Here is a 25,804-nt window from a genome sequence, read left to right as displayed (position 1 = left end):
TAATTTTATGCGAGTAATTCTTCTACTGCACTCATGTGTTGTTCCAGTTCGCTGTCTTTCAGTTTGAGTGCGTGCTGTAATTCCTTCATTGAATCCAGTGGATCAAATAAAGGGTAGTCGCTGCCGAACAGAATCCGTTCGCGCGGGTGCCTGTCGATTATTTCGTAGAGTACTTTTTTATCCATGAAGGGCAGGCAGCTTGATGTATCGAAATAAACATCCATTCCTGCCAGTTCTTCGGCAACCATTTTCCAATGGTACAAGCCGCCCATGTGCGCGCCGATGGCTTTAAGACGGGGGAAGTTCTGGAGCAATTTTTTAAGCTTGAGCGGGCAGGATGGGTTCTTTTCAGGCGGGAGTCTATCCCCGATATGGAACATGCATACAAAACGGTCCTGCGCCATTTCCATGATGCGGTAGAATTTGCGGTCATCCATAAAGAAGCCCTGAAAGTCAGGGTGGAATTTCAGCCCCTTGATGCCGTTTCGTTCCAGTCGTGCAAATTCTTTTTCCGGGTCGGCGTAATCCGGGTGCATGGTCCCGAAGGTAACAATGCGCTCATCTGATTTTGCCAGTTCAATGGACCAGTTGTTAGCAGGAATGACCTGATCCGGCGCTGTTGCCGCTGTATGAATTATGACCCTGTCCAATCCTGCGCGTGAAGCACGATTCAGTAGGTCTTCAGGGTGACCGTTGCCTACAGCTGTAATGCCGTAGTGGTCGTGGAGTTGCTGGATGACCTTGTCGGCAATTTTAGGGTGGAATGCATGGGTATGAACGTCGTAGTACATGGGTATATATCCGTGTTTGAAATTACTGATTCAGAGTGTGAATATTGAATATTCACACTCTGCTTATTTCCTCTCACGGGAATCTGAAGTCAGGAAAAATGACGAGAGTCTCGAGTGGGGATTAAAAGTTTGATTAGAAAATTTCGCGTAGCCATTCCGGGACACGAACCGGCCTGCCGTCTTTATTTACGCAGGCGTGCTCGGTGAATCCGGTTGCGATTAGCGTTGAGCGTTCATCTTTGTAGATGTTGTAGGTGAACTTGATGGAAGCGCGTTTCCATTCACTGATGCCTACCTGAATATCAAGCTGGTCATCATATTGGGCCGGGATACGGTAACGGCAATTGGCTTCGCGTACGGGCAGGTAGATGCCGCGCTCTTCAACTTCGGCATAGCTCATGCCCCGTTCGCGAATGAAAAGCGAACGGGACCGCTCAAAAAAATGCAGGTATTCAGCATAATAAACCACACCCATGGCATCTGTTTCACCATAGGAAACACTGTGGGCCAGCCATGAATGCGGTGTCGGGAATTCAGTCTTCATGATTATCTTGTCTTATTCAGCACCCACTGCATGAAATCGTGTCCATCCGGGATGATGATTCCGGCCCGGTCGGCTGTTTCTTCAGTGAATGACTTCTCGCCGGAAGGAATAAGTCGCGGCGAAGTCATGATGAAGGGAACCGGGGTTTCATCGTGGGTTCTGGTTTCAATTGGGGTAAAATGGTCGCAGGTGATCACGTAATTGGCTTTGTCGAGCGGATATTTTTCCAGCAGGGGAGCCACAATGCGTGAATCAAAGCGTTCAATGGATTTGATTTTATCTTCCACGCTGCCCATGTGTCCGGATTCATCCGGGCCTTCAAGATGCACGTAGACGAAATCTCCATGCTCAAGGAATTTCAGGGTCGCTTCGACCTTTCCTTCGTAGTTGGTATCCACCAGTCCGGTGGCACCTTCCACGTCAATCACTTCCATGCCGGAAGCATTACCCAGTCCTTTGATCAGGTCAACTGCAGAAATAACAGCACCCTTCATGCCGAACTTTTCTTCAAAAGGCGGCAGGATCAGCGGTCGGCCCTGTCCCCAAGGCCAAATGGATACAGCTTTGGTACCGTTATCGGCAAGTACTTCCACTGCATCCCGGACCAGCTTGTCCATAAGCGGGCTTTTGGCGAATTCGCGAATGTCTTCGTCAATGGGTTTGTCGGTCAGGTCGTGTGGGGGGCGGATATTCAGACCCGCTTCCATCTTCTTGGCACCACCTTTATGGACCAGCAGGTGGCGGTATTGGATACCGGGGTAGAAAGTGAATTCATCATTGCCCAGCTCGGCTTGCAGTTTTTCCACCAGCGGCACTGATTTATCGGTTCCGATGTGTCCGGCAGAGTAGTCGTACATGGTTCCGCTTTCGTCGAATTCGGAAAGATTAACCAGATTCATACGCCAGACCAAATCATCAGGGTCAAGCTGAAGGCCCTGTGCAGCAGCTTCGATGGGACCGCGTCCGGTGTGGTAGGTGGCGGGGTCGAAACCAAGCAATGACATGTTGGCAACATCGGAACCGGGAGCCATACCCTTGGGCACGGTCCGGCAGGTACCGATCAAACCTTTCCCGGCCAGCATATCCATATTCGGAGTATTGGCGGCAGCTAGGGTGGTCTTGTTACCGAGTTCTTCAATGGGCCAACCGCCCATTCCGTCAGCAATGAGAAAAAGAAGTTTCATAAGTAAAAGCTATCCTTTTAAAATGCGCATGGACATAGTCGGCTTGGTGATAAAGGGCATGCTATCGATTTCTTCGATGGCTGCGTGCACGTCCTTGGTGCTGGCCTTGTGGGTGGTAAATACTACCGGGATGTCCTTTTCATCAGGATTGCCTTTCTGCACAGCCTGCGCAATGGAAATATTATGTTCGGCAAGGCACTTGGAAAGAGCAGCCATGACACCTGCTTTATCCTGAACTGTGAAGCGGAAATAGTATTCCGAAGTAGCCAGTTCCGGGGGCAGGATGTTTGCTTTCTCTATGGGAGCATTGCAGAATCCGGTGTTGTCAGGAGTGTCGGTCTTTGCGAGGGCCATGATGTCAGCCAGCACTGCGCTTCCGGTGGGCATTGAGCCTGCGCCCTGACCGTGGAAAAATGCGGGACCTACTGCGTTGCCTTCAACGCGGACGGCGTTGTAGTTGCCGCCAACCCGAGCAAGCAGCAGGGTGTATTTGACCAGTGCGGGGAATACTCCGGCCTCCAGTTTTCCGCCTACATCCTGCACTGCGCCGATAAGCTTGACGCGGTAACCGAACTCGCGTGCAAAACGGATGTCCTGACCTTCAACTCTGGTGATGCCTTCAATGGGCAGATCGGAAAGTGGATAATCCTTGCCGTAAGCAATGCGGGTCAGCACACACACTTTGTGCGCTGCATCGATGCCTTCAATATCAAAGGTCGGGTCAGCTTCGGCATAGCCCAGTTCTTTAGCCTGTGACAGTGCTGTCTCGAATTCCAGACCGTTGGTGGACATTTCAGAAAGAATATAGTTGGCGGTTCCGTTAAGAATTCCGACAATGGATTTGATGCGGTTTCCGGCCAATGATTCCTTGATGGACTGAATGATGGGAATGCCACCGGCAACGCTGGATTCGTAGTACAGGCCGACTTTATTCTGGGCAGCGATATTAAAAAGTTCGATGCCGTGTTCAGCCAGCAGATGTTTGTTGGCAGTTACTACGTGCTTGCCTGCTTTAAGGGCTTTGATAACAATTTCCTTGGCCACGGTAGTGCCGCCCATCAGTTCCACTACGATGTCTACATCCGGACTGGATGTGAACTCATCGGGGTCGGCGGTGAATTTTACTTCAGGTCCGGGCAGGAAATCCCTTTTTTTGTTAACGTCACGGACTAGAACGGATGTAATTTCGAATTTTTTCCCGCAGCGGGCGAGAATCACATCTTCGTTTTCTTCCAAAATCCGGGCGAGTCCGGTTCCGACAGTGCCGAATCCGGCAATGGCAAGCTTAACAGTCTGCATTAAAACCTCATTAATTCATTTCTCAAATGTTTCAAAAAAAACTGGCAGGCTGCTTTATACCGCAACCTGCCAGAAATTTGAATAATTATCTTTTACCCTTTTGCAAATAGGTCTTTCATGCCTCGTATGGCCTGATTAATGCGTTGCCTGTTCTCTACAAGGGCCATGCGGACATGGTCATCTCCGTAGTGTCCGAAGCCGAGTCCGGGGGCAACAGCCACCTTACATTCGCGCAGCAGCAGCTTGGAGAATTCAACCGAACCGAGATGTTTGAACTGTTCAGGGATCGGTGCCCAGATAAACTGGGTAGCCTTGGGCGGGGTTACATCCCAGCCGATGCGCTGCAATCCTTCACAAAGTGCATCGCGGCGGTCCTGATAGATATCCATGATTTCGCGAACGCATTCCTGCGGTCCGGAAAGGGCATGGCAGGCCGCAATCTGGATGGGCTGGAACAGGCCGTAGTCCAGATAACTTTTGATGCGGGTCAGGGCCTGTACCATTTCCTGATTACCGCAGCAGAATCCCACACGCCAGCCGGGCATTGAGTAGCTTTTGGAAAGGGAGAAGAATTCTACCCCTACGTCTTTAGCGCCGCGAGCCTGCAGGAAGCTGGGTGCCTCATAGCCGTCAAATGTGAAGTCGGCATATGCGAGGTCGTGAATTACAAGCAGGTCGTTTTCTTTACAGAAGTCGACGATTCTTTCAAAGAACGGAATATCCGCAGTGACTCCGGTAGGGTTGTGCGGGTAGTTGATGATCAGAAGTTTTGGTCTGGGCCAGGTCTGGCGCATTGCCAGTTCCAGATCTTCGAAGAAATCACGGTCAGCACCGATGGGAATACGTCTTACATCTGCTCCGGCAATGATACTTGCGTACGGGTGGATGGGATAAGACGGGTCCGGTGCGAAAACAACATCACCGGGTGAAAGCATGACCAGCGCCAGGTGCGCCAGCCCCTCTTTGGCGCCCATGGTAACGACCACTTCCTGATCATAATCCAGTTCAACGCCATATCTTCTTTTGTACCAAAGCGCCATTTCCCTGCGGAGTCCCTTGATTCCCCTTGACGCGCTGTAGCGATGGTTGGCGGGCTTCTGCGACGCTTCAACCAGTTTGTCTACAATGTGCTGGGGGGTGGGGAGGTCTGGGTTCCCCATGCCAAGGTCGATGATGTCCTCACCTTCGTGGCGCATCTGCATTTTCAGTTCGTTCACCTTGGCAAACACATAGGGGGGCAGCCGGTGAACTCTTGGAAACTTGTCCATGGTCGTTACTCCTAAATAAAAATATAAACTTAAAGGTGATTTGTAACCATGGTGTCCATCGCTGTCAAAACTAATATTTGTGTGTAGGACAATGTTTATGGAGAAAAAAAGTTTTATTAAGTTGGTTTTACAGAATTAAATTCGAAAACTAAGAATTTTATGCATGTTATAATAGGGTGAAAAACTTCTTTTTTAGAATAATTAATCAAATTGGGTAGATGACGGTTATATGTATTTTTTTAGAGTTATGTTGACATTAAAAAAAAATAACGATTAATTAATAACAGAAATTTTTTTATCACTGACATTTTGAAATTATAAAACCATCAGGAGGATCCGGTGGCTCTTTCCAAGAAATTCCTTAAAAGCAAACCTGTTTGCAAGGTTAAGTTTGAAGTGGATAAGGATCAGGTTGAAAACGGTGAGGCTATTCATCTGGTTGGCGATTTCAATGGTTGGGATCAAAGTTCTACTCCCATGAAAAAATTGAAAAGCGGTAAATATACCGTGACCGTTGATCTTGAAACCGGGCGTGACTACCAGTTCCGTTATCTGGCCGGGGACAATGTCTGGTTTAATGATACCGAACCGGACCGCACTGAAATAACTCCATACGGAGATGGTGAAAACTCGGTTGTAAGCGTTTGATTCTGTCAATGATGGTTCGCATATAAGGGCGGGAGCTAGTCAGTTCCCGTCCATTTCGTGCGTTCTTTTTTGTGCTTTTTAATTATTTCCTGAGTTTGATCTTTCCGTTCCTTCTTGACCTTGGACCCTCTTTTTTTTAGCTTCATTTATTCTGTTGTTCGCTGTTGTTATCAAGCGGGGCTTACACACTGCCTGCGCTTTTTATATTTATAGAAGAAAATTAGGGGGACATAATGGTTCAAAAAGCAGAAAAAATCTGGTTTGACGGTGAATTGGTGAATTGGGATGACGCACAGGTTCATGTGCTGACCCATACTCTGCACTACGGTGCCGGTGTGTTCGAAGGTATTCGCGCATATGCCACTGTGGACGGCAAATCCGCTGTTTTCAGGCTGCGCGAACACGTGGTTCGTCTTTTCGATTCCGCAAAAATCCTCGGCCTGACTATTCCTTTCACTGTTGAAGAAATTCACGATGCGATTCTTGAAACTCTGAAAGTGAACGGCCTGAAAGAAGGTTATATCCGTCCCCTCGTATTCATCGGTGACGGTGCCATGGGCGTACATCCCGGCTCCAACCCTATTCGTGTTTGCATTGCAACATGGCCTTGGGGTGCTTACCTTGGAGAAGAAGCTCTTGAAAAGGGTATCCGTGTTAAGACCTCTTCCTTCAACCGCCATCATGTAAACGTCATGATGACCAAGTCCAAAGCTTGCGGTAACTACGTCAACTCCATCCTCGCAAAGGTTGAGGCTGTTAAAGACGGCTATGATGAAGCTCTCATGCTCGATACCTCCGGATTTGTTTCTGAAGCAACCGGTGAGAACATTTTCATCGTAAAAGACAATATTATTAAAACAACTCCGCTTACTTCCGTATTGCCCGGTATCACACGCGCCAGTCTCATGAAGGTTGCCCGCGATCTCGGCTACGAAGTAGTAGAGCAGCTCTTCACCCGTGATGAACTCTACATTGCTGATGAAGCTTTCTTCTGCGGTACTGCTGCTGAAGTTACCCCTATCTGCGAAGTTGATAACCGTGTTATCGGTGAAGGTAAGCGCGGTCCTATCGGTACTCTCCTCCAGAAAGAGTACTTTAATGCCGTTAAAGGCGGTAATGACAAGTACAAAGGCTGGCTGGATTACTACGAAATTTAGTCATTAATAGTTTGGGGGCCTGATGCACAGGTCCCCAAAATTGATTTGTTATATCTGTTAACAGAAGCGAAGCGCATCAAAAAGGGTCGCCGAAGGCATCTTAATTTATGAGTACATCCAATCTGACAGCAAAATACCGTCCCCAGACTTTTGGTGAAGTGGCAGGACAGGAAGCAGTCAAAACAATCCTTTCCCGTGCGGCAGCGCAGGACAAGGTTGCTCCCGCATACCTTTTCAGTGGTACACGCGGGGTAGGCAAGACCACCATTGCCAGAATTTTCGCCAAGGCGCTGAACTGTAAAAACGCACCCACCGCCGAGCCATGTAACGAGTGTGACAATTGTCGCCAGATTACAGCAGGTGTCGGTGTAGACGTGGTTGAGATTGACGCCGCATCACACGGTAAAGTTGATGACGCCCGCAGGCTCAAGGAAGATATCGGTTACGCGCCCATTGAATTCCGCTACAAGGTTTTTATCATCGATGAAGCGCACATGCTCACCGTGCAGGCATTTAACGCGTTACTTAAAACCCTTGAAGAGCCGCCGCCGCACGCAACTTTCATCATGGCAACTACGGAAACGCATAAGTTTCCGGCCACCATCATCAGCCGGTGCCAGCATTATGCATTCAAGATGCTCACCAATGATGAGCTGATCGCGCATCTTTCCCATATTTTAAATTTGGAAAAGATCGAATTTGAGCAGGGAGCTGTCGATCTTATCGCCAAACGCGGCGCAGGCAGTGTGCGTGACTCCATGTCCCTGCTGGGTCAGGTATTGGCTCTGGGCAGCGAGAAACTGCTGGAAGAAGATGTCCGCTCGATCTTAGGCCTTGCCGGGCGGGATGTATTTTTTACGCTTATGCAGGCTATCCACGGACGTGATCTGGTTGCTGTAGGGGATACAGTACAGCAGGTACTTGGTCGCGGACTTGATCTTGGATTTTTCATTCGTGAACTGGGTAACTGCTGGCGGAATATGTTTCTGCTCAACCAGTCCGGTGAGAGGGCAGTACCTTTACTCGGCCTTTCATCCGAGGAAGCAGCTGAGTTCATGAAATGGGCCCAGACCTTTGATCGTTCATTCATCCATGCCTGCTGGCAGATGACCGTTGACGGACAGCGTAAGGTCATGACCAGCCTCGAACCGGCTATGGCACTTGAGCTGCTTTTGCTTAATATGGCCAGCCTTACCGACCTTATTTCCATGGAACGGGCCGGTGCGCTTGCTTCGGCTGCACCCAGTCCGCAACAAGCACCGCAATCGGCTCCGGCAGCACCCAATCAGGCTCCGCCGCAGACCCCTCCGCCAAATCAGTCCATGGGTCAACAGCCCAGCGGACAGACTCCGCCGTGGCAGAACAATCCGCAGCAGGGAATGCAGCCGCAGGCCCAGCAGCAGGTTCCGCCCCAGAATCAGGGAATGCAGCCGCAGGGCATGGGGGCAAACGGACGTCCCATGGGACGCACTGAATCCGGTTCTCCGGCGGGTAACCGTTCTACGAACGATATGGGAGCTGATGATTCCTCCCTTCCTGACGCGGCAGGTTTACAGACCGATAGTGATTTAAATCCCCCTGTGCCCCAATCGGAAAATCCTGCGCCGGAATCGATTCCGCCGCTGGAGCGAGTTCCTGAACCAGCTCCGGCTAAGCCTGCGTTTCCGGCATCGGTCGGTGGTCCGCGTGATTTTGAGGGCTTTTTGCAATATGTCGCTGACAGCGGTGCAAACGGATCGACTTCCGGTCTGAGCAAATGTAAGGGCGAGCTCATAGACGGTAAGCTGGTTTTGACCTGTGCCAACTCCTTTCATCAGGGGCAGGTTGCCGGACGCGAATCACGTGGTGTTATTGAACGAATGGTGAAAGATTATTTCGGCCCTGAAATTGAGCTGGAAGTCCAGATCAGTTCCAAGGGTAAGCGTAGGAGCAGACAGGAAATTCGTGACGAGGTGGAAGCCCATCCTGATGTTGTAAGGGTGATGGAAGCCTTCGGGGCGAGTATTCTTTCTATTGATCCGCGCAAAGATGTTTAATAGGACTTCCGTTTGTCAGGCAGTCCTGTGTGGTAATTAACAAGTTAATAATTTCAAGGAGTAATATAATGAAAGGTATGAATGATCTCGTACGTCAGGCTCAGGTTATGCAGCGCAAAATGACTGCTCTGCAGGAAGATCTCAAGACTCGCGAAGTAGAAAGCTCCGCTGGTGGCGGTATGGTTAACGTTAAAGTTAACGGTTCTTCAGAAGTGCTTGAAATTAAAATTGATCCTACCATCGTTGAGTCCGGTGATGTTGAAATGATTCAGGATCTCGTACTCGCAGCAGTGAACGATGCTAATAAGAAAGCAAAAGCCATGATGGAGTCCGAAATGTCTGCCATCACTGGCGGAATGAACATCCCTGGCATGTTCTAATTATTTTTGCCTTCGGCGACCAGAGGGGGAAACTTTTTGTAAAAAGTTTCCCCCTCTGGACTCCCCCTTCCAAAACTTTTAGCGGGCTTCGCGTCCGTATTTGGAAAAACTATTTTTTATGGAAAATTTACCTGAGCCGTTACGGGTTGTTGCGCAGGAACTGGCGAAACTTCCCGGTCTTGGCCCTAAGTCCGCACTTCGTATTGCTTTGACCATGTTGAAGATGCCCAAAGAGAAAGTTACGGGCATCGGGCAGAGTGTTATTGATCTGCGCGAGAAGCTTTGTATCTGTGAGCAGTGCGCCAGCATTACCGATACCTGCCCTTGTAGGATTTGTTCCGACCCCAAGCGTGAGCATGATAAGCTTTGCCTTGTTTCGGAATGGGATTCTCTGCTTGCGATCGAAGAGATGGGGTTATATCGCGGTTATTATCTGGTGTTGGGCGGTCTTCTTTCACCGCTTGATGGGGTTACACCGCAGCAGCTTGAGTTTCAGAAACTTGAAGAGCGACTTGCAAAGGGTGAAGTAAAGGAACTTATTCTTGCTTTGGGTGCCACAGTTGATGCCGAGGCGACTGCTTCATACATCAAGAATATGGTTGAATCCAAATACCCCGGAATTGATCTTTCCCGTCTTGCGCAGGGTATCCCCATCGGGTCTGAAGTGAAATATACAGATAAAGAAACACTTCGGCAGTCGCTGGAATATCGTCAAAAGCTATAGATAAGAAAACTCACAAATTTATGAACAGCCTCAATTAAAAAACTAAAACGTTTTGGGATTCTTGAACCTTTTTGGAAAATGGTTTAAGCCGCCGGAGGCAAAATATTTTCAATAAAAGCGCATAGCGCGTCTAAATTACGCCCCCGCGAGGCCGCCGGAGGCATATCATAGGACAAATAATGTCAGATACGCTTACTGGTGAAGTCCGGGCAGTTGTTTATCATAATGAAGAGAACGGCTATATCGTAGCCCGTGTCGCGTCCAAGGACGAGCCTTCGCATATTACAGTTGTGGGAGTTCTGGGGTCACTCACGCCCGGCGAATCCGTGGAATTGCACGGTCGCTGGAAACAGCATCCCAAATTCGGTCGACAGTTCGAGGCCGATTTTTATGAGCGGGTCCGTCCGGCAACTGAAGCCGGGGTTATCCGTTTTTTGAAATCGTCTTCCATCAAAGGCATCGGTGAAGCAATCGCAACGGATATGGTCAAGACATTCGGCATTGATGTGCTGGATATTCTGGATGATGAACCGGAAAAGCTGCTCAAGATCAAAGGTATCTCCAAGAAAAAATTGGAAGCGATCAAGGAATCTTGGTCATCCCAGCGTGAAATTAAGAATCTGATTCTCTTTTTGCACACCCACGAAGTGCCGCCCACATATGCGGCTAAAATTTTCAATCTTTACGGCGCTCAGGCTGTTAATAAGATAAGCGAAAACCCTTACGAACTGGCCTATGAAATTCGCGGTATCGGCTTTAAAACCGCGGATGCTATGGCCCTCAAGCTTGGGTTTGCACCTGATTCTGCTCAGCGTATTGAAGCTGCCATTATTTACTCTTTGTTTTCTGTGAGCGAGCGGGGCGGACATATGTTCTCGCCCAAGGTCAAACTCGTTGAAGACGTAGCCAAGATGCTGGGTGGCATTGATCTGGAATTGATCAGCGAAGGTATTCATTCACTTGAAGAACGTAAGCGTGTGCGGGTGGAAAACCTTCCGGAACAGGATATTGATGAAGCGGTTTTCTTGATGCATTTTTACCGTTTTGAACGAGAAATTTGTAATCGGCTGCATGGTCTGATCAGCCATCCTTCCCCGGTGAGCAGAGAGAAGGTCGAGAAGGCTTTGCCCGAAGTTGAGTCCGAGCTTGGTTTTGAACTCTCGGATGAACAGCGTGAGGCAGTTTTTGAAGCCTGCGTTAATAAATTTTTCATTATTACCGGTGGTCCGGGAACAGGTAAGACTACCATCACCAGAGCCGTGGTCATGACCCTCAAGGAAGTGGGGCTGAAGATTAAGCTTGCCGCTCCTACCGGACGTGCGGCTAAAAGGCTTTCCGAGGCTACCGGACGTCAGGCCTCCACCATTCACCGCATGTTGCAGTTCACTCCAGAGGACGGCGGTTTTTATTACAATGAAGACCAGAAGCTTAAAGCGGATGTGCTGGTTGTTGATGAGGCTTCCATGCTTGATGCTCAGCTCTGTCTTGCGGTGCTTCGCGCTGTGCCGTTGACCTGTCGCGTAATTTTTGTGGGTGATGTTAACCAGCTTCCGTCAGTTGGACCGGGTAACGTTCTGTCTGATTTGTTGCAAAGCGGGCAGGTCCAGAGCGCTGTGCTGAACCATATTTTTCGTCAGGCACAGGAAAGCTATATTGTAGTCAATGCTCACCGCATCAATGACGGGGAATTCCCCATGCCGCATCCGGCAGATGCACCTGAAGCAGACTTCTACTGGATTCCGCAGGAGTCTACCCAGAAAGTTCAGGATATGATTGTCCAGACCGTCTGCGAGCGTATCCCCGAGCGGTACGGGCTTGATCCCATGACTGATGTGCAGGTGCTGACTCCCATGCATAAAGGTGATGTCGGTACCCAGAAGTTGAACGCGGTGCTTCAGGAAAGGCTTAATCCCGGCAACGGGAAAGGGTTGAAGCGCGGTTTTGTTGAATACCGCGTTGGTGACCGTGTATTGCAGCTGCGCAACAACTACGAAAAGGAAGTCTTCAACGGCGACCTTGGTCGGGTCATGTACATCAATACCGAGGATAATGAACTCACAGCCGAGTTCGACGGTAATATCGTGCATTACGAGCTTTCCGAACTGGATGAATTGACGCTCGCTTATGCGGTCAGCGTACATAAATCACAGGGCAGCGAATATCCTGCCGTGGTTATGCCGATTGTTTCGCAGCATTACATGCTTTTGCAGCGCAACCTGCTTTATACCGGACTGACAAGAGCCCGCAAGCTGGCAGTGCTTATCGGCAGCAAACGGGCCTTTACAATCGGCTTGAATAACGTGACCGCAGGCAAAAGATTTACCAATCTGCGGCATCGCATTAAACAAATTTTCGACGAGAATTTATTGTAGGCTGGAATGCCTCCGGCGGTATCAAAATATTATCTCCTGCGTCTTTCGCGGACCCAGCAGTTTCCTTCGATTGACTTGGCCCATTTTTTCAGGGACGCGGCTTGTTCTCCGATTTCCATGAGATGCTGATCCGGTTCGCAGTCGAGGATTGCTAATGAGACGGAAACCAGTGGAAATTTTGATATGGACCCATCGCGACCTTTGCCTTCCATCCAGCCGTTCGTGGCATCATTTTCATTGTAGTTGTTTTTGACCAGCCTTTTGAAAATGCGGGTTATCGATCTGCAGATACGTTCGGCTTTTGCAGGCTTGGTAACCATGACAAAGTCATCTCCTCCGATATGACCGACAAAGTCACCGTTTGCGCCATGTTTTTTACTGGCCCATGCGATGATCTTGCTGATCTGAAGAATTATTTTGTCACCGTTTTTGAATCCGTATGTGTCATTGTACACCTTGAAGTTGTCGAGGTCGGCGTAAATGATGCTGTATTTCTCGTTAGCCTTCATGCGGCGGTCTATCTCTTTTTCAATATCAAGATTACCGGGCAACCCGCTGAGCGGGTTGGTGCCTTTAGCCATCTCAACCTGCACATGGGCGAGAGTGTCCAGCAACCGTTGCACGGATACAGTACCTAAAAGCTGGCCTTGCAAAGTAACTATGACATCATCATAAGCCTGTTTTCTAGGGCGGGCCATAGCCTGTTGGGATACTTTCTCAACCGTGGTTTCGAGGTCTACAATGAGTGGGCCGTCATCCATTACTGATGAAATGGGCTTATTGGAATAAAGGGCTACACCGTACTTGCCGGAAAGATGTTTGTTCAGACTGTATTCCATAACCAGACCGCAAGGTGTGTTGTTTTTGACCACTACGATACTGCTTAGGGCATTAGCCTCCTTAAAAATTTGCTGCACCATTGGCACCGGGGTGTCGGATTCGACCGATTCAACCTTGTTGACCAGTTTTTTTACCGGGATTCCGTAAATTCCTGTGTTGGGGATCAGGTCGGAGGTCCGTCGCAGGGTTAGAGATTCTTCGCTGAGTTGCGGTTTTTCGCGCTGCGGTCTGGCAAAAAAGTATCCCTGCCCAAGATGTACCCCCATATCAATCAGGGTAAGCGCCTGCTCTTGGGTTTCAATGCCTTCGACAATTAGCTTTCCGCCGATTTTTTCTGAAAAGTCGGTAAATGTGTCGATCAAAGCCCGATTGACCTGATTGATTTCAATGTTCTCGACAAAGGATTTATCCATTTTGATGTAGTCAGGCTTGATTTCGGCAATGGATGTCAATCCGGAGTATCCGGTTCCGGCATCATCTATGGCGACCAGATAGCCTTGGTTGCGGTAGTGATCCAATGTTTTGCGGAAGGTTTTGAAATCCTTCACACTGTGGCGTTCGGTGATTTCAAAGACAATATTACCCGGCTTAAGGCCCCATTTGTCCAGTAATCTTTTGGTCTCCCCGGTGGTGAAGTTGGGATCGACTATTGTTCTGGGGTGGATGTTAAGAAAAAGTTTGTGCTGGGGGCCGTGATTTCCGAAAGCTTTGATGGCCGCTTCCCGGCATTGTTTTTCCAAGTGGAAAAGCTTGCCAAGTTTTTCCGCCATATCAAACAAGGTTAAAGGCGAGCGAAAAGGGGAGTTGTGCGGCCCCCGAGCTAAAGCTTCCCAGCCGTGGATTGATTTGTCTTCCAAGTTCACTATAGGCTGGTAGTGGCAGCGGATGTTTGAATCATGCAAAATGTCATTGAATTCATTGCTTAATTCAAGGTTGGAAATGTCCAGACCTTTTTGTGCCTCAAGCCGTGCTTCACCTATTGCTGAAAGGAAGTTTGACCAAAGCTTATCGTTGGAGTGCTCTGCTTTAAATGATGAGTGTCCGCTATTGATGGTTACATTGTTGCCGGTGCGGACAATCTGTTCACTTTTTAGTTTGTTTTCAGTTTTTACTTTGAATTTGTAAGCTAGTTTTTGCAGGGATGAATTTTTCATATTATCGGTAGGGTCCAGTAAGAAGAATTCTCCCGCGTTAAAGGAAAATAGGTGGAAATCAGAATGGTTAAGGTTCTTTTTGCCTTCTTTTGTAATTACTGCGCGGATTCGTTTTTCCAAGTGTTCCGCCCATTCCGGACCATACATGGCGGCGAGGGTCGGAAAGTCTTGAATCGCAAAGTATAATATATTTAGCCAGCCTACGTTTTGTATGAGGCTTCCTATGCCGGGGCCTTCAAGAATATTGATTTCTTCTTTGTGGCTTTCGGTAAATTCAGCAGCCTTTTTCTTTAGTAATTGTAACATATGTTTCCCCGGAATATTGTCAGTGTTCAGCTTGTCAGTTGAGTGAAATCCCAATTTTATACGGTGTGAGAAAAATACTCTCAATCCAGAGTCGGTTGTTACTGTGCTGTTACAATGTGTTTAAGAATTGTTTCGGCATATTTACGCCATATGGGGAGGGGGCTGAAACCGTAAAACTGTTGTTACGGGAGCGTGACGGAAGAGTGGATGTTGCTGCTGTTCTGGCTGAAGAGTTCAAGCAAAAATTGGAAGCTGCAATGCACGAATCTGAACAGCGACTATGATCAAGAAGCTCTTTTTTAACTAAGTTTTTTATTTCAGGATGTTTGATGTTTCTGATCATGCTTTTTTCTGTTACTGAATGATAAAACTGGTTATTCCTGCAAACCTTGCGGGAGTTCATGATTCGGGAGTGTAATACGTGGCAGCCCTTTTTTCATTCATTTCTGTTATTGCAGCATGGGTCATGCTGTACTGGGATTCCTTTCCACCTCTTTTACGGCGGTGGAACACCGATGACTATTCCTATTGCTGGCTGGTTGTTCCGCTGGCCCTTTATGTGGCGTGGCAGCGTAAAGACTTACTTCCGAAAGTGATAACTCCATCGCCGGGGTCCGGTTATCTGACTCTGCTGCTCAGTGGTGTGCTGTTCTTTTTGGGAAAGGCTGCTGCTGTTGACGCTTTGGTGTTTGCATCCATGTGGCTGACCGTGTTGTCCGTGGTATTTTTTGTTTACGGTTGGCGCTCCATGAAGGCTTTCTTTTTTCCGTTGCTTGTGCTTGCGTTTGCTGTTCCGCCGCCGCCTTTCATTAATCGCATCCTTACTTTCAAGCTACGTCTTATCTCTTCGGACATCTCAGTGCGCATAATGCAGTTTGTCGATCTCCCCGTCTTCCGGGAGGGGAACGTTATTGATCTGGGTGTGATTCAATTGCATGTGGTGGATGCCTGTAGTGGACTGCGTTATGTTTTCCCTACCATTCTCTTAGGCATTTTGATGGCCTATTGGTTTAATTCCCGCACATGGCAGCGTATTCTGGTCGTTCTGTCCACAGTTCCTACAGCCATTTTTGCTAATGCCTTGCGTATAGCCATTGTCGGTTATCTGGCCCGAAATGTTTCGGTGGAAACTGCTGAGAGCTTTTTTCATGATGCTTCCGGTGTTGTGGTTTATGTGCTTTCAATAATTGCGCTCGCAACATGGAGTCTGCTGTTGAATCTTTTGGGGAGTCGGAGGCCTGAGCAGAGGGCCGGTTCCCGGCCCGGGTATTATGGAGTACCGACCGGCAGGGCCTTACATGTATTTTTAATGGCTGTAGTCCTTGGGATTTATTTTGCCGGAAATATATATTTGTTTACAGGAAGAGTCGTTCCGCAGCGTACCGGTTTTGATAACTTTCCAATGGAAATAGGCGACTATACTGGAGAAAAAAACTTCGATGAGGATAAAGTCATTGGGTCACTTGGTTCTGATGATTATCTCTCCGGGATATTCAAGGACAAGCGAACAGGCCGCGAAATTTTGGCCGTGGTTACATACTATGATCATCAGGAACCACAGAGAGTGGCCCAAAATCCGGTAAACTGCCTGTTTGGCGGGGGAGGATGGAGCCTTGCTTCATCCCGAGATCTGCCAGCCGATCCACAACGCGGGCGTCCTTTTAAGGTTCGCAGATTGCTGCTTGATAAACCGGGACAACAGTTGTTGGCTTTATACTGGTTCCAGCAGCGAGGAAGAGTTATAACAGATGAATATGTGAATAGAGTTTATTTGGCCGTTGATTCCATTACTCAAAAACGTACAGACGGCGCTCTTATCAGGGTTGAGTTGCTGCTGCAGGAAGATGAAAGCGTGGAGCAGGGACAGCAGATTCTTGAGGATTTTATTAAGAACTTTTCAACGAGACTCAAACCTTACATTCCTGAATAGTCTTTTGGGGGTGAATTTAAAAATACGGGGAAATCAATGCGAAAGAGTTTGTTTGCTCTACTTTTGATAATTGTCACAGTCTGCCTCCTTGGAGGATGTGAAAAGAGACGGGATGACTTTTATCAGAAGGCAGTGGAATATTACAATAAAGGAATGATCACTGAGGCTGGGCTTGAAATAAAGAACGCTCTATCCATTGATTCTGAATGTGCTCCGTGCCGGTTATTATCCGGAAAGATTGCCTTGGAGAAGGGTAATTTGCAGAGGGCCTTAGTCGATTTTAAATATGCAGCAGATCTTGATCCCGCATTGATTGAAGCAAAGGTGGAACTCAGTAAGCTGTATCTGCTTGACCGTGAATATTATGATGCCGGGGAGATGGCCCGCAAGGCTTTAAATTTAGATGCTTCAAATATTGAGGCACGTTTGGTGCTGGCATCTGTTCTTGTTGAGAGCAAGAAGTTCGGTGAAGCGCAGGAAATGTTAGAAATTGCTTTAAACGAAGATCCCGAAAATCCAGATGTATATCTTTCCATGAGCAGTGTCTTTATCAGACAAGGCAATATGGAAAAGGCTGAAGGTGCTTTGCTTAAAGGACTGAATCGCCTTCCTCAGAACACCCCCCTGCTGATGGAGGTTGTTGCATTCTATCGTAAGAATAATGATTCGGATAATGCATTGAAGTATGTGGAAAAACTTTTGCAGAGCAGCGCCACTGATCCACGTACAAAGGTTTTTGCCGCTGAGTTTTATTCCTCCATGGGCAACGATGCCAAGGCTGCGGAGCTGATGTCTGAAGTTGTTCATGATTACCCGAAAGAAGCAGAATACAGGGTGCTGTATTCAAAGGTTCTTAGTTCCCAGAAAAAATTTGTTGAAACTGAAAAGGTTCTTAAGGACGGTCTGTCCGTTGAAGCGTCTTCATTGGCGGTCAGGAGTTTTCTGGCCGATCTTTATATGTCGCAGGGGCGGCATGAAGAGGCGGTTAAAGTTATGTTGGACGGCGTGGCTTTGGACCCCGAAGGGACTGAAAGTCCCGATCAAGTTGTATACCGCAAGAAGCTTGCAACAATGTATTTGGACATGAATGAATCCAGCAAAGCAATTGAGCAGCTTGATAGTGTAATCGAATTGAATCCAAAGGATGTAGAAGCACATTATCTGCGTGGGCAGATTTATCTTCTTGAGGGGCGTGGCAATCTCGCTGTTTCGGAATTCCGGAAGGTAGTCAGGCATAACCCGGAAAGTGCGCCTGCTTATGTCTTATTGGCCCAGGCACATTTGGTTAATGGAAAGACAGATTTTGCCATTGAAAATCTTGAGGAAGCAATCAAGCTTGAGCCGGGCTATGCCCCTGCCAGGGAAGCGTTGATTAATACTTATCTTGATCGCAAGGATTGGCATCAGGCTATTTTAGAGTTGGAGAGCCTTAGAGAAAAAAGGCCGGATGATATAGAGATACTGGCTGCAATAGGTGATGTTTATTACATTAAAGGTGATAAACATCTTGCCAGCCGCACCTATAATGAATTGAGTGAGAAGTTTCCCGATTCTCCGGTAGGAGAGATGAAGCTGGCTGAATTAGCCCGCTCTTTGGGTAAGAATTCGCTGGCCGAGATGCATTATACTGCGGCACTGAAGGTCGCACCCGATTCCCTTGCCGCTATTCAGGGTAAAGTGGATATTTTCATTCTTCAACACAAGTATACAGCTGCAACTAATTTTTGTGAAAGATTGCTTCAGAAATTCCCGGACAATGCCCGTATCTATGAGCTTCTCGGTAAGGTGCACGCAGCATGGGGCAATTTTCAAGACGCAGAAACCAATTACTCCAGAGCTATAACTCTTGCGCCTGAATGGATGCTCCCATATATGCGTATCGGTGATCTTTATGTCGGTAATAAAAAGCTTAAACAAGGTATAGACAAGTTTAAGGAAGAGATAAAAACGAACGGTGAAAACCCCGGACCCCAATTTCTGCTTGGTCTTCTTTATGAGCAGAATGGGGAATATGAAAAATCCCGAGAAGTGTATTCCAAACTTCTTGAACAGCATCCCGGGTTTCAGCTGGCGGCAAATAATCTGGCTTACCTGCTGGCAACAAGATTCTCTGACAATGAAGAAGACATGGAGCAGGCCCTTAGGCTCGCCCGGGTGGCGGCCAGCAGTAAACGCCCGGAAGCTCTGGATACCCTCGGCTACGTGCTTTACCTGAAGGGCGAATACAAGCAGGCCCTGCACGTATTTAACTCAGCTTTGCAATTGCTGCCGGATTTTTCAGCAGCCCGGTTTCATAAGGCCTTGGTATATTCGCGTGAAGGGAAAAATGATGAGGCGAAGAAAATCTTGAATAACCTGCTGAAAAGCAAAGACGACTTTCCAGAGCGGAAAGATGCGGTTAATTTGCTTAGGCGGCTTTAGTTTGCACATATATTAAAAAATATGGAGGATGCTAAATATGCATCCTCTTTTTTCAGGATCTGACCATTTATAATTACCGCATGGGCGGAAATTGAGGAAAGCCGGGGTAATCCCGGCTTTCCTGTTTGGTCGGATTATTTATTTACTTTAACAAGTTTCTGCAGTTCAACGGGCATGTTCTTAAGCATAGTTTCATCAGGAATAATGGCTGGGACAAAAGGAGGCTGTCCCATTTCTTTCAGGATTTTCAGGCCGCCTTCGGGGGAGAGCATGTAAGCCATGAAAGCAGTGGCTGCCGTTTTGTTGGGAGCATCCTTAAGCTGAGTGATACCGTAAGTGATGGATTTACCGACACGGTCGATGGTGCTTCCGGGTTTCTTGCCGCTTACAGTTACTTTCGCCTGCTTGTAGAAGTTGTTGTATTTGTAGTCGGAAAGGTTGATGTGCTTATCAAGGGTAATGTATTTCAGGCCGTGCTGTACTGCCACGGAGAGGTATTCCCACGCGTAGTCCATGTTTCCGCTTTTGAGTAGTGATATCAGTTCAACTGCTTTGGGGCGGACCCATTCTTTTTTACGTTGCTTGATGAGCTTATCAAAGAGGCCTTCTTTGCCATAAAATTTTTCGGCCAGCTGCATAACCATTACGCTGCGGTATCCGCATGGATCAAGGTTGGGGTCTGAGTGGCCCCATACAACGCCGGGTTTCTGGATGATTTCATACCAGTTGTCGGCATTGATTTCAGATGCGTACTTGGACTGGGCGGTGTAGCAAAGCACAAGCTGGTTGGTTGCAAAGCGGATGTTGAAGTCTGCGAACTTGGGGATCAGGTTTTTGTCGATGACCACGTAGTCTGCAGAAGCCATGATATCAGCAGGTTTGCCCTCTTCAGAGATCATACGTGCCATTTTAGTGGAACCACCGGCTTCACGTTTGATGTCAACGCCGGGATGCATGGCTTCGAATTCCTTTTCCATTTTAGCAAGCGGAACGGAAAGGCTGCCGGCGTGGAACATGATTACATCGCCGCTGAGCTTTTCGGCTGCAAATCCCGGAATAGCGGATACCAGTGAAAGCATAAGCAGAATCACTCCTAATGATGTTGAGCGCATTTTTTTCTCCAGTTTAAGATAATTAAAATTATAGGGAAATTGGAATAACCGTATATTTTGAAGGGAAATTATTGTCAAATGTTACATATGTTATGGAGAGCATAATAAAAATGTCTTGAGTTTGAAATATAAATAGAGAGGAACAAAAAAAAGCAGCATTAATATGCTGCGTGGTAAATTCCCTGTGGTGGGATTTATGAAGAAACATGGGCGCAAAAATGCAGGTCGTCTTGCCAGTAATTTCCTGATTTTTGCGCCGCTTTTGTCTGTGTTGCCGCTGTTCTTTGTGGTTTGTTTTGGCGGCCGTAATTCTCAGTGTTTTTTGTTATTGAGGAATCTGTTCGGTTTTGGGTGTGAGGTCTTTGTCGTTGCAAAGCTTCACTCGGTTATAGAAAAGGTCTTCGGGGCCGGCCTTACTGAACAGTTCCTGCAGCAGCACATTTAAAAACATGCTTTTGCTGATTCCCAGATTCTGGCAGGCTTCTTCAATTTTTTCATTGATTTCATGGTTCAGGTACACATCTGATAGGCGTGTATGCATAATTTCCTCCTTATCTTCTAAGTGGTGTCTCGGTATATTGAGTTTCGATTCAATGTTTCTTTGTTTACCACTAGTAATAACATAATACGAAAAAACTGTTATGTACAGTGGGTTGCGCGGTTTTAACCGTTCTGTCGTCATTTCTTCAACTTAACATTGAGTAGATGACTGAATGGATGTGCAGTTTTTGAAGTTGTGCATTGCACATATGTGCAAAAAAGATGTGCAAAAGAGTGTGCACGTTGGGAGGGGAAAAGTATGTAATTTCTTAAGTGCCTGTAAATAAAGGGATAGTGTTTTTGGCACGCTAGATGCTAAATAGAAATTCAAGACGGGCGAAGAAGTTGTTCCCCTGCACTTTCTTCAACAAGTGCCCGAATATACATATAGTCTTCATTCCTCATCATCACTCCTTTAAGTACAAAAAGGACCGGGACACCTCCAGCCCGGTCCTTTTGTATTTTTGTAGCTTAATTCTTCTTGCCCAACTGCTGAATCAAATTCCCACCCACAATAAACAGAAGACCTACCAGCGTTGAAGGCAGGATTTCCTCACCAAGAATAAAGTGAATCAAGATCAGTGAAAGAAATGGTGACAGGAAAATCAGGTTGCTTACCCGCGATGCCTTTTCAGTCAGCTTCATGGCGTTCAGCCAGAGTGCGAAGGTTATCCCCATCTCAAAAAAGCCTACATATGCAGCAGAAAGAATCGCCGGAACGTTGAATGGTGGCGGGCCGGAAAAGATCAGCATTGCCCCGGCTACCAGCGGCAGGCCGAAGCAGAAGTTTAAAAACAGCCCCACCAGAGGGTCGGATTTACTTTTTGTATTCATGATCCAGTAGAGCGACCAGAGTATGGTGCTGAACAAAGCCAGAAATACCCCGAAACCATTGCTGAACTGGATGTTAAGCAGGTTGCCGTGGGTGGAGATGATTACAACGCCCATGTAGCTGGTCAGGATTGCCAGCAGTTCCCGCATGGTCATCTTCTGGCCCAGCAGAGGAATGGAAAGCAGCGAAAGGGTGATAGCCCATGTGTAGTTGAGCGGCTGGGCTTCCTGTGCGGGAAGCAGGTCGTAGGCCTTGAACAGTACTATATAATATAGGAATGGGTTAAGTAGTCCGGGCAGGCCGTTTTTAAGTAATTCTTTTTTACTCATGCGCTTTATCAGCGCGGTTTTATTCTGTATCTTCAAAATCAGGAAGAGGGAAAAGGTGGAGAATATAACCGCATAGAAAAGCAGTTGCAGCGGGTCCATGTAGCCCAGGGCTATTTTGAATGCCGAGGCCACCGTGGACCATATGAGAACGGCTGAAAGCCCATAGAGGTACGCTTTTTTCTGATCGTGCTGCTGCATTTCTAATTGCTCCGCTGTTGCCTGAATCTGATTAATGGTGCATGTAACAGTGCATTCGAATTATCAAAAAAAGAAAACCAAGCATAGTCGTAATAGATTCAAGTTTAGATTAGGGAGGAATAATGAAGATTACTTTTATGGGTGCCGCGAAAACAGTTACCGGTTCCTGCTATATAATTGAGACAGAAAATACCAGATTTGCTGTAGACTGCGGTCTTCATCAGGGTAACGCCGAGATCGAAAAACGTAACCGGGGTATTGCGGAATACGACCCTAAGAATCTCGATTTTATCCTGATCACCCATGCCCATATCGACCATACCGGACTGCTTCCAGCTGCGGTAAGAGCCGGGTTCAAAGGTCCCATTTACATGACCACTCCGACCCGCGATCTGCTTGATATCATGTTGCTGGACAGTGCCTACATTCAGGAAATGGAAACGGAGTGGACCAACCGTAAAAGATTGCGCAAGGGCATGTCTCCTATCTCTCCCATCTATCAGCAGGATGATGCGCTGAAGACTGTCCCGCTAATGCGTACAGTTCAGTATGGAGCCAGTTTCGATCCTGCTGAAGATGTGACTGTAAACTTCAAGGATGCAGGGCATATTTTAGGTTCCGCATTTATTGAGTTATGGATCAAAGAGGGCGGAGAGACTACCAAAGTTGTTTTTTCCGGTGACCTTGGACACAAGGACCAGCTCATTGTTCGCAATCCCAGCATCATTGATAAGGCTGATTACCTGCTCATGGAATCAACTTACGGTGATCGCAACCACAAGGATTCTTCCAATAGCCTCGATGAATTGGCTGAGGCAATTAAATGGAGTTACGAGCGCGGCGGCAAGGTTGTTATCCCGGCTTTTGCTGTGGAGCGTTCCCAGCAGCTGATCTACACTTTGCACCTGCTTTATAAAGCCGGCAAGCTTCCGGCTGACATGCCTGTGTATCTGGACAGTCCTCTTGCTATCAGAGCCACCGAAATTTTTAGAAACCACCCGGAATTTTTTGATCTCAATACTAAAGAGTTGATGCATAACGGCGATGATCCTCTTTCTTTGCCCAACCTCAAATTTACCCTGACCACGGAAGAATCGCAGGCCATTAACAATACAGATGGTCCGGCCATTGTTATTTCTGCCAGTGGTATGGCCAACGCAGGGCGTATCAAACATCACCTGCGCCATAATATCTGGCGAAAAGACTCCAGTGTGGTATTTGTAGGGTATCAGGGTGTGGGTACTCCGGGCCGTAAGCTTGTAAACGGCGCTGACAACATCACCATTTTCGGCGAAAAACTGGCTGTGGAGGCGAAAATCTTCACTATTAACGGTTTTTCCGGTCATGCCGGTCAGGATGAAATGATTGACTGGCTGAAAAACTTTGACAGTCCGGCCATGAAAGTCATATTGACCCACGGCGAGCCGAAAGGCCAAAAAGTGTTGGCAGGGCTGATCAAGCAGGAGCTTGGTTACAAGGTGCATATTGCTGATTACCGGGAAGAACTCATGCTTGTTCCCGGCGGCGAAATGCAACCAGTGGTCAAGGATAAGCCTGCCAAGCCGGAAATCGACTGGGATTTTCTGCTCAAGGATTCTGAGAAGCTTTTTACTGAATTCAGAAACAGGCTTGATAAAGTTCAGGCCCAGCCCTTCCTCAGCCAGACCGAGCTGCGGGACAGGCTGCTTGAAATCAACCGGCAGGTTGTGGAACTTATTTCGGAATTGTAGATATGAGACTTATAAGCGGCAAATACGGCGGGCGGGTAATAAAAACCGCCAGCGGACCCGGATATCGTCCGGCAACCTCCAAGGTTCGGCAGGCGATTTTTTCCATGCTCGAATCAAGGGGCGTGGAGTGGGACGGTCTGCGTGTTGCGGATATGTTCGCCGGGAGCGGCAGCCTTGCCATTGAGGCTTTGAGCCGCGGTGCGGAGTTCGCTCTTTTTGTGGAGAAAAACGGACGTGCCGCGAACTTGATTAGTACCAATCTTAAGGATTTGGGAGTTTCGCCCAAGGAGTACAAGGTCTTTAAGACCGATCTGTTTAAAGTGCTCGGAAAAGCCCCGGATAAACCTTACGATCTTATTTTTATCGACCCTCCTTACGGGTATGACCTGCTGCCCAAGGCCCTTGATGCGGCCCTTGAAAGCGGCTGGCTTTCCGAGGACGGGTTTGTGCTGGCGGAAGTCGAGGATAAAGTCGAGCCACCTGAATCGGAACATGTGGAGCGCCTTGATTTGCTGGTAAACAAACTCTACGGTCAAACAAGGATTTTATTATGGCAGAAGTAAAGCCAGTAACAGCAGTATTTCCCGGAACTTTTGATCCTTTCACCCGTGGTCATTTTTCATTGGTCATGCGTGGAATCAAGACATTTCATAAAGTTATTGTCGCCGTAGCGGGCAGCACCTCCAAGAATACAAAGTTTTCTCTTGAGGAGCGGGTGGACATGGCAAAACGCATTTTCGAGCACCACCCGCAGGTGGAGGTCGAATCTTTTGACGGTTTGCTGGTTCATTATGTGGAGCAAAGCCCGGCCAATGTTATCATGCGCGGATTGCGTGCGGTTTCCGACTTCGAGTACGAGTTTCAGATGGCACTCATGAACCGCCGTCTGGATAACGATATCCAGACCGTCTTCTTGATGACCGATTACAAGTGGATGTACCTCAGCTCTACAATCATCAAGGATGTGGCTGTGAACGGCGGGGATATCAAAGGTCTTGTGCCGCGTCAGATATACGATGAAGTAATTGAAAGGCTTGTTCCCGGAAAATAGATGATGGAAAAGCGCAGACCAGTTGTATGCATTCTCGGTCCCACAGGGGCCGGGAAGACAGCCACTTCTCTCGGAATGGCCCGGAAATTTCCGGTGCGGGTAATCAATTTTGATTCCCGGCAGGTTTATACTGATTTTCCGGTAATCACCGCCCAGCCCAGCCCGGAAGAGAGGGCTGTCTGTCCGCATGAACTTTACGGATTTCTGCCGACCACTGAGACCATTAATGCATCCGGTTTTGTTGACCTTGCCAAGGGGCGTATTAATGCTGCCGAAGTTGGTGAACTTCCGGTACTGGTCGGCGGAACAGGTATGTACCTGCAAAGTTTGATCTCCGGTCTTGCGCCTATCCCCGACATCCCGGATGAGATTCGGGAGCGTATCCGCAAGCGGTCGGAAGAAGAGGGCGGTCCGGCGCTGTATGCCGAGCTGGAGAAGGTGGACCCGGAATACTGCAAGCGTACCCATCCCAACAACCGTCAGCGTAATGCCCGCGCTCTTGAGGTTTATGAGGCTACGGGCAAGCCCTTTAGCTGGTGGCACAATCGCGAGGTCCCGCCTTCCCCGTATAATTTTTTGAAGATCGGCATTAAGGTTGATCTTGATGAGCTGACTCCGCTGCTTAAGCTGCGCATTGAAAAGATGCTTGAGGCCGGGGCAGTTGAAGAAGCGCGTAAGGCTTGGGAAAATTGTCCTGATGAGAATGCGCCCGGTTGGACCGGGATCGGTTGTATTGAACTGATGCGTTACATCAAGGGCGAAATCGACATGGATGAGACCATCCGGCTATGGGCCAGGAATACCCGCGCCTATGCCAAGCGTCAGCTGACCTGGTTCAAGCGCGAGAAGGATATTCACTGGTTCGCACCCCATGAGTATGACAAGGCTGTTACATTTGTAGAGCAGTGGCTTGCGGATTGAGTCCGGGAAGGGTAAGTAATCCCAGAACAGATAATTA

General features: G+C 47.9%; 21 protein-coding genes. 12 read left to right on the top strand and 9 right to left on the bottom strand.

The window, feature by feature from the left end:
• Positions 1-5: 5 nt before the first annotated feature.
• The 5 genes from ACNI23_RS07730 to ACNI23_RS07710 all read right to left on the bottom strand — a co-directional run bounded on the left by ACNI23_RS07730 (position 6) and on the right by ACNI23_RS07710 (position 5,086).
• The gene (locus ACNI23_RS07730) at positions 6-791 is read right to left on the bottom strand and encodes an amidohydrolase family protein (RefSeq protein ID WP_420247694.1); all 786 of its coding nucleotides are present in this window, start codon (positions 789-791) and stop codon (positions 6-8) included.
• 133 nt (positions 792-924) lie between these two features.
• Positions 925-1,335, bottom strand: coding sequence for an acyl-CoA thioesterase (locus ACNI23_RS07725; protein ID WP_420247692.1), 411 nt, complete (start codon positions 1,333-1,335; stop codon positions 925-927).
• 2 nt (positions 1,336-1,337) lie between these two features.
• Positions 1,338-2,519, bottom strand: coding sequence for a cofactor-independent phosphoglycerate mutase (locus ACNI23_RS07720; RefSeq protein ID WP_420247690.1), 1,182 nt, complete (start codon positions 2,517-2,519; stop codon positions 1,338-1,340).
• A 9-nt stretch (positions 2,520-2,528) separates the two neighbouring features.
• Entirely contained in the window at positions 2,529-3,818 is a 1,290-nt protein-coding gene (locus ACNI23_RS07715) for a homoserine dehydrogenase (protein ID WP_420247689.1), read from the bottom strand.
• 92 nt (positions 3,819-3,910) lie between these two features.
• Positions 3,911-5,086, bottom strand: a complete 1,176-nt coding sequence (locus ACNI23_RS07710) for an aminotransferase class I/II-fold pyridoxal phosphate-dependent enzyme (protein ID WP_420247687.1) — start codon at positions 5,084-5,086, stop codon at positions 3,911-3,913.
• Between the two features lie 339 nt (positions 5,087-5,425).
• Here ACNI23_RS07710 and ACNI23_RS07705 point away from each other — a divergent pair, with 339 nt between their 5' ends.
• The 6 genes from ACNI23_RS07705 to recD2 all read left to right on the top strand — a co-directional run bounded on the left by ACNI23_RS07705 (position 5,426) and on the right by recD2 (position 12,403).
• Entirely contained in the window at positions 5,426-5,734 is a 309-nt protein-coding gene (locus tag ACNI23_RS07705) for an isoamylase early set domain-containing protein (RefSeq protein WP_420247685.1), read from the top strand.
• 233 nt (positions 5,735-5,967) lie between these two features.
• On the top strand, positions 5,968-6,891 hold the full coding sequence (locus tag ACNI23_RS07700) for a branched-chain amino acid transaminase (protein WP_420247684.1): 924 nt from the start codon (positions 5,968-5,970) through the stop codon (positions 6,889-6,891).
• A 107-nt stretch (positions 6,892-6,998) separates the two neighbouring features.
• Complete coding sequence (dnaX, locus tag ACNI23_RS07695; protein ID WP_420247683.1) at positions 6,999-8,927, top strand: DNA polymerase III subunit gamma/tau; 1,929 nt, start codon at positions 6,999-7,001, stop codon at positions 8,925-8,927.
• 68 nt (positions 8,928-8,995) lie between these two features.
• Positions 8,996-9,307: a YbaB/EbfC family nucleoid-associated protein gene (locus tag ACNI23_RS07690; protein ID WP_320008753.1), complete on the top strand. Its 312-nt coding sequence runs from the start codon at positions 8,996-8,998 to the stop codon at positions 9,305-9,307.
• A 118-nt stretch (positions 9,308-9,425) separates the two neighbouring features.
• Positions 9,426-10,031 (top strand): recombination mediator RecR, encoded by a 606-nt coding sequence (gene recR / locus ACNI23_RS07685; protein WP_420247681.1) that lies wholly within the window; start codon positions 9,426-9,428, stop codon positions 10,029-10,031.
• Positions 10,032-10,210: 179 nt separating this feature from the next.
• On the top strand, positions 10,211-12,403 hold the full coding sequence (gene recD2 / locus ACNI23_RS07680) for an SF1B family DNA helicase RecD2 (RefSeq protein WP_420247679.1): 2,193 nt from the start codon (positions 10,211-10,213) through the stop codon (positions 12,401-12,403).
• Positions 12,404-12,432: 29 nt separating this feature from the next.
• On the opposite strand, the gene ACNI23_RS07675 is transcribed toward recD2, so the two are convergent.
• On the bottom strand, positions 12,433-14,703 hold the full coding sequence (locus ACNI23_RS07675) for a GGDEF domain-containing protein (protein ID WP_420247678.1): 2,271 nt from the start codon (positions 14,701-14,703) through the stop codon (positions 12,433-12,435).
• A gap of 421 nt (positions 14,704-15,124) precedes the next feature.
• Between ACNI23_RS07675 and xrtD the strand changes: the two genes are divergently transcribed.
• On the top strand, positions 15,125-16,633 hold the full coding sequence (gene xrtD / locus ACNI23_RS07670; RefSeq protein ID WP_420247676.1) for a VPLPA-CTERM-specific exosortase XrtD: 1,509 nt from the start codon (positions 15,125-15,127) through the stop codon (positions 16,631-16,633).
• Positions 16,634-16,669: 36 nt separating this feature from the next.
• Positions 16,670-19,054, top strand: a complete 2,385-nt coding sequence (locus ACNI23_RS07665) for a tetratricopeptide repeat protein (protein WP_420247674.1) — start codon at positions 16,670-16,672, stop codon at positions 19,052-19,054.
• Positions 19,055-19,188: 134 nt separating this feature from the next.
• Here ACNI23_RS07665 and wtpA read toward each other — a convergent pair whose 3' ends face one another.
• From wtpA to ACNI23_RS07650, 3 genes are all read right to left on the bottom strand, one after another.
• Positions 19,189-20,166, bottom strand: coding sequence for a tungstate ABC transporter substrate-binding protein WtpA (gene wtpA, locus ACNI23_RS07660; RefSeq protein ID WP_420247673.1), 978 nt, complete (start codon positions 20,164-20,166; stop codon positions 19,189-19,191).
• Between the two features lie 325 nt (positions 20,167-20,491).
• Positions 20,492-20,707, bottom strand: a complete 216-nt coding sequence (locus ACNI23_RS07655; RefSeq protein WP_420247671.1) for a hypothetical protein — start codon at positions 20,705-20,707, stop codon at positions 20,492-20,494.
• Between the two features lie 470 nt (positions 20,708-21,177).
• Complete coding sequence (locus ACNI23_RS07650; protein ID WP_420247669.1) at positions 21,178-22,065, bottom strand: DMT family transporter; 888 nt, start codon at positions 22,063-22,065, stop codon at positions 21,178-21,180.
• Between the two features lie 122 nt (positions 22,066-22,187).
• On the opposite strand from ACNI23_RS07650, the gene ACNI23_RS07645 reads away from it, so the two are divergent.
• From ACNI23_RS07645 to miaA, 4 genes are read left to right on the top strand one after another with little or no spacing between them, the layout of a single operon-like run.
• Complete coding sequence (locus ACNI23_RS07645; RefSeq protein ID WP_420247667.1) at positions 22,188-23,795, top strand: MBL fold metallo-hydrolase RNA specificity domain-containing protein; 1,608 nt, start codon at positions 22,188-22,190, stop codon at positions 23,793-23,795.
• Between the two features lie 2 nt (positions 23,796-23,797).
• A complete protein-coding gene (rsmD, locus tag ACNI23_RS07640) occupies positions 23,798-24,358 on the top strand; it encodes a 16S rRNA (guanine(966)-N(2))-methyltransferase RsmD (protein WP_420247664.1) in 561 nt (186 codons plus the stop codon).
• The gene (coaD, locus tag ACNI23_RS07635; RefSeq protein ID WP_420247663.1) at positions 24,346-24,846 is read left to right on the top strand and encodes a pantetheine-phosphate adenylyltransferase; all 501 of its coding nucleotides are present in this window, start codon (positions 24,346-24,348) and stop codon (positions 24,844-24,846) included. The genes rsmD and coaD overlap by 13 nt, the downstream gene beginning before the upstream one ends.
• The gene (gene miaA, locus ACNI23_RS07630) at positions 24,847-25,767 is read left to right on the top strand and encodes a tRNA (adenosine(37)-N6)-dimethylallyltransferase MiaA (RefSeq protein ID WP_420247661.1); all 921 of its coding nucleotides are present in this window, start codon (positions 24,847-24,849) and stop codon (positions 25,765-25,767) included.
• Positions 25,768-25,804: the final 37 nt, after the last annotated feature.

The sequence above is a fragment of the Maridesulfovibrio pacificus (SeqCode) genome (genome assembly GCF_048612815.1).
Classification (GTDB): Bacteria; Desulfobacterota; Desulfovibrionia; order Desulfovibrionales; family Desulfovibrionaceae; genus Maridesulfovibrio; species Maridesulfovibrio pacificus.
This window is presented reverse-complemented; position numbering and strand designations above follow the sequence as displayed.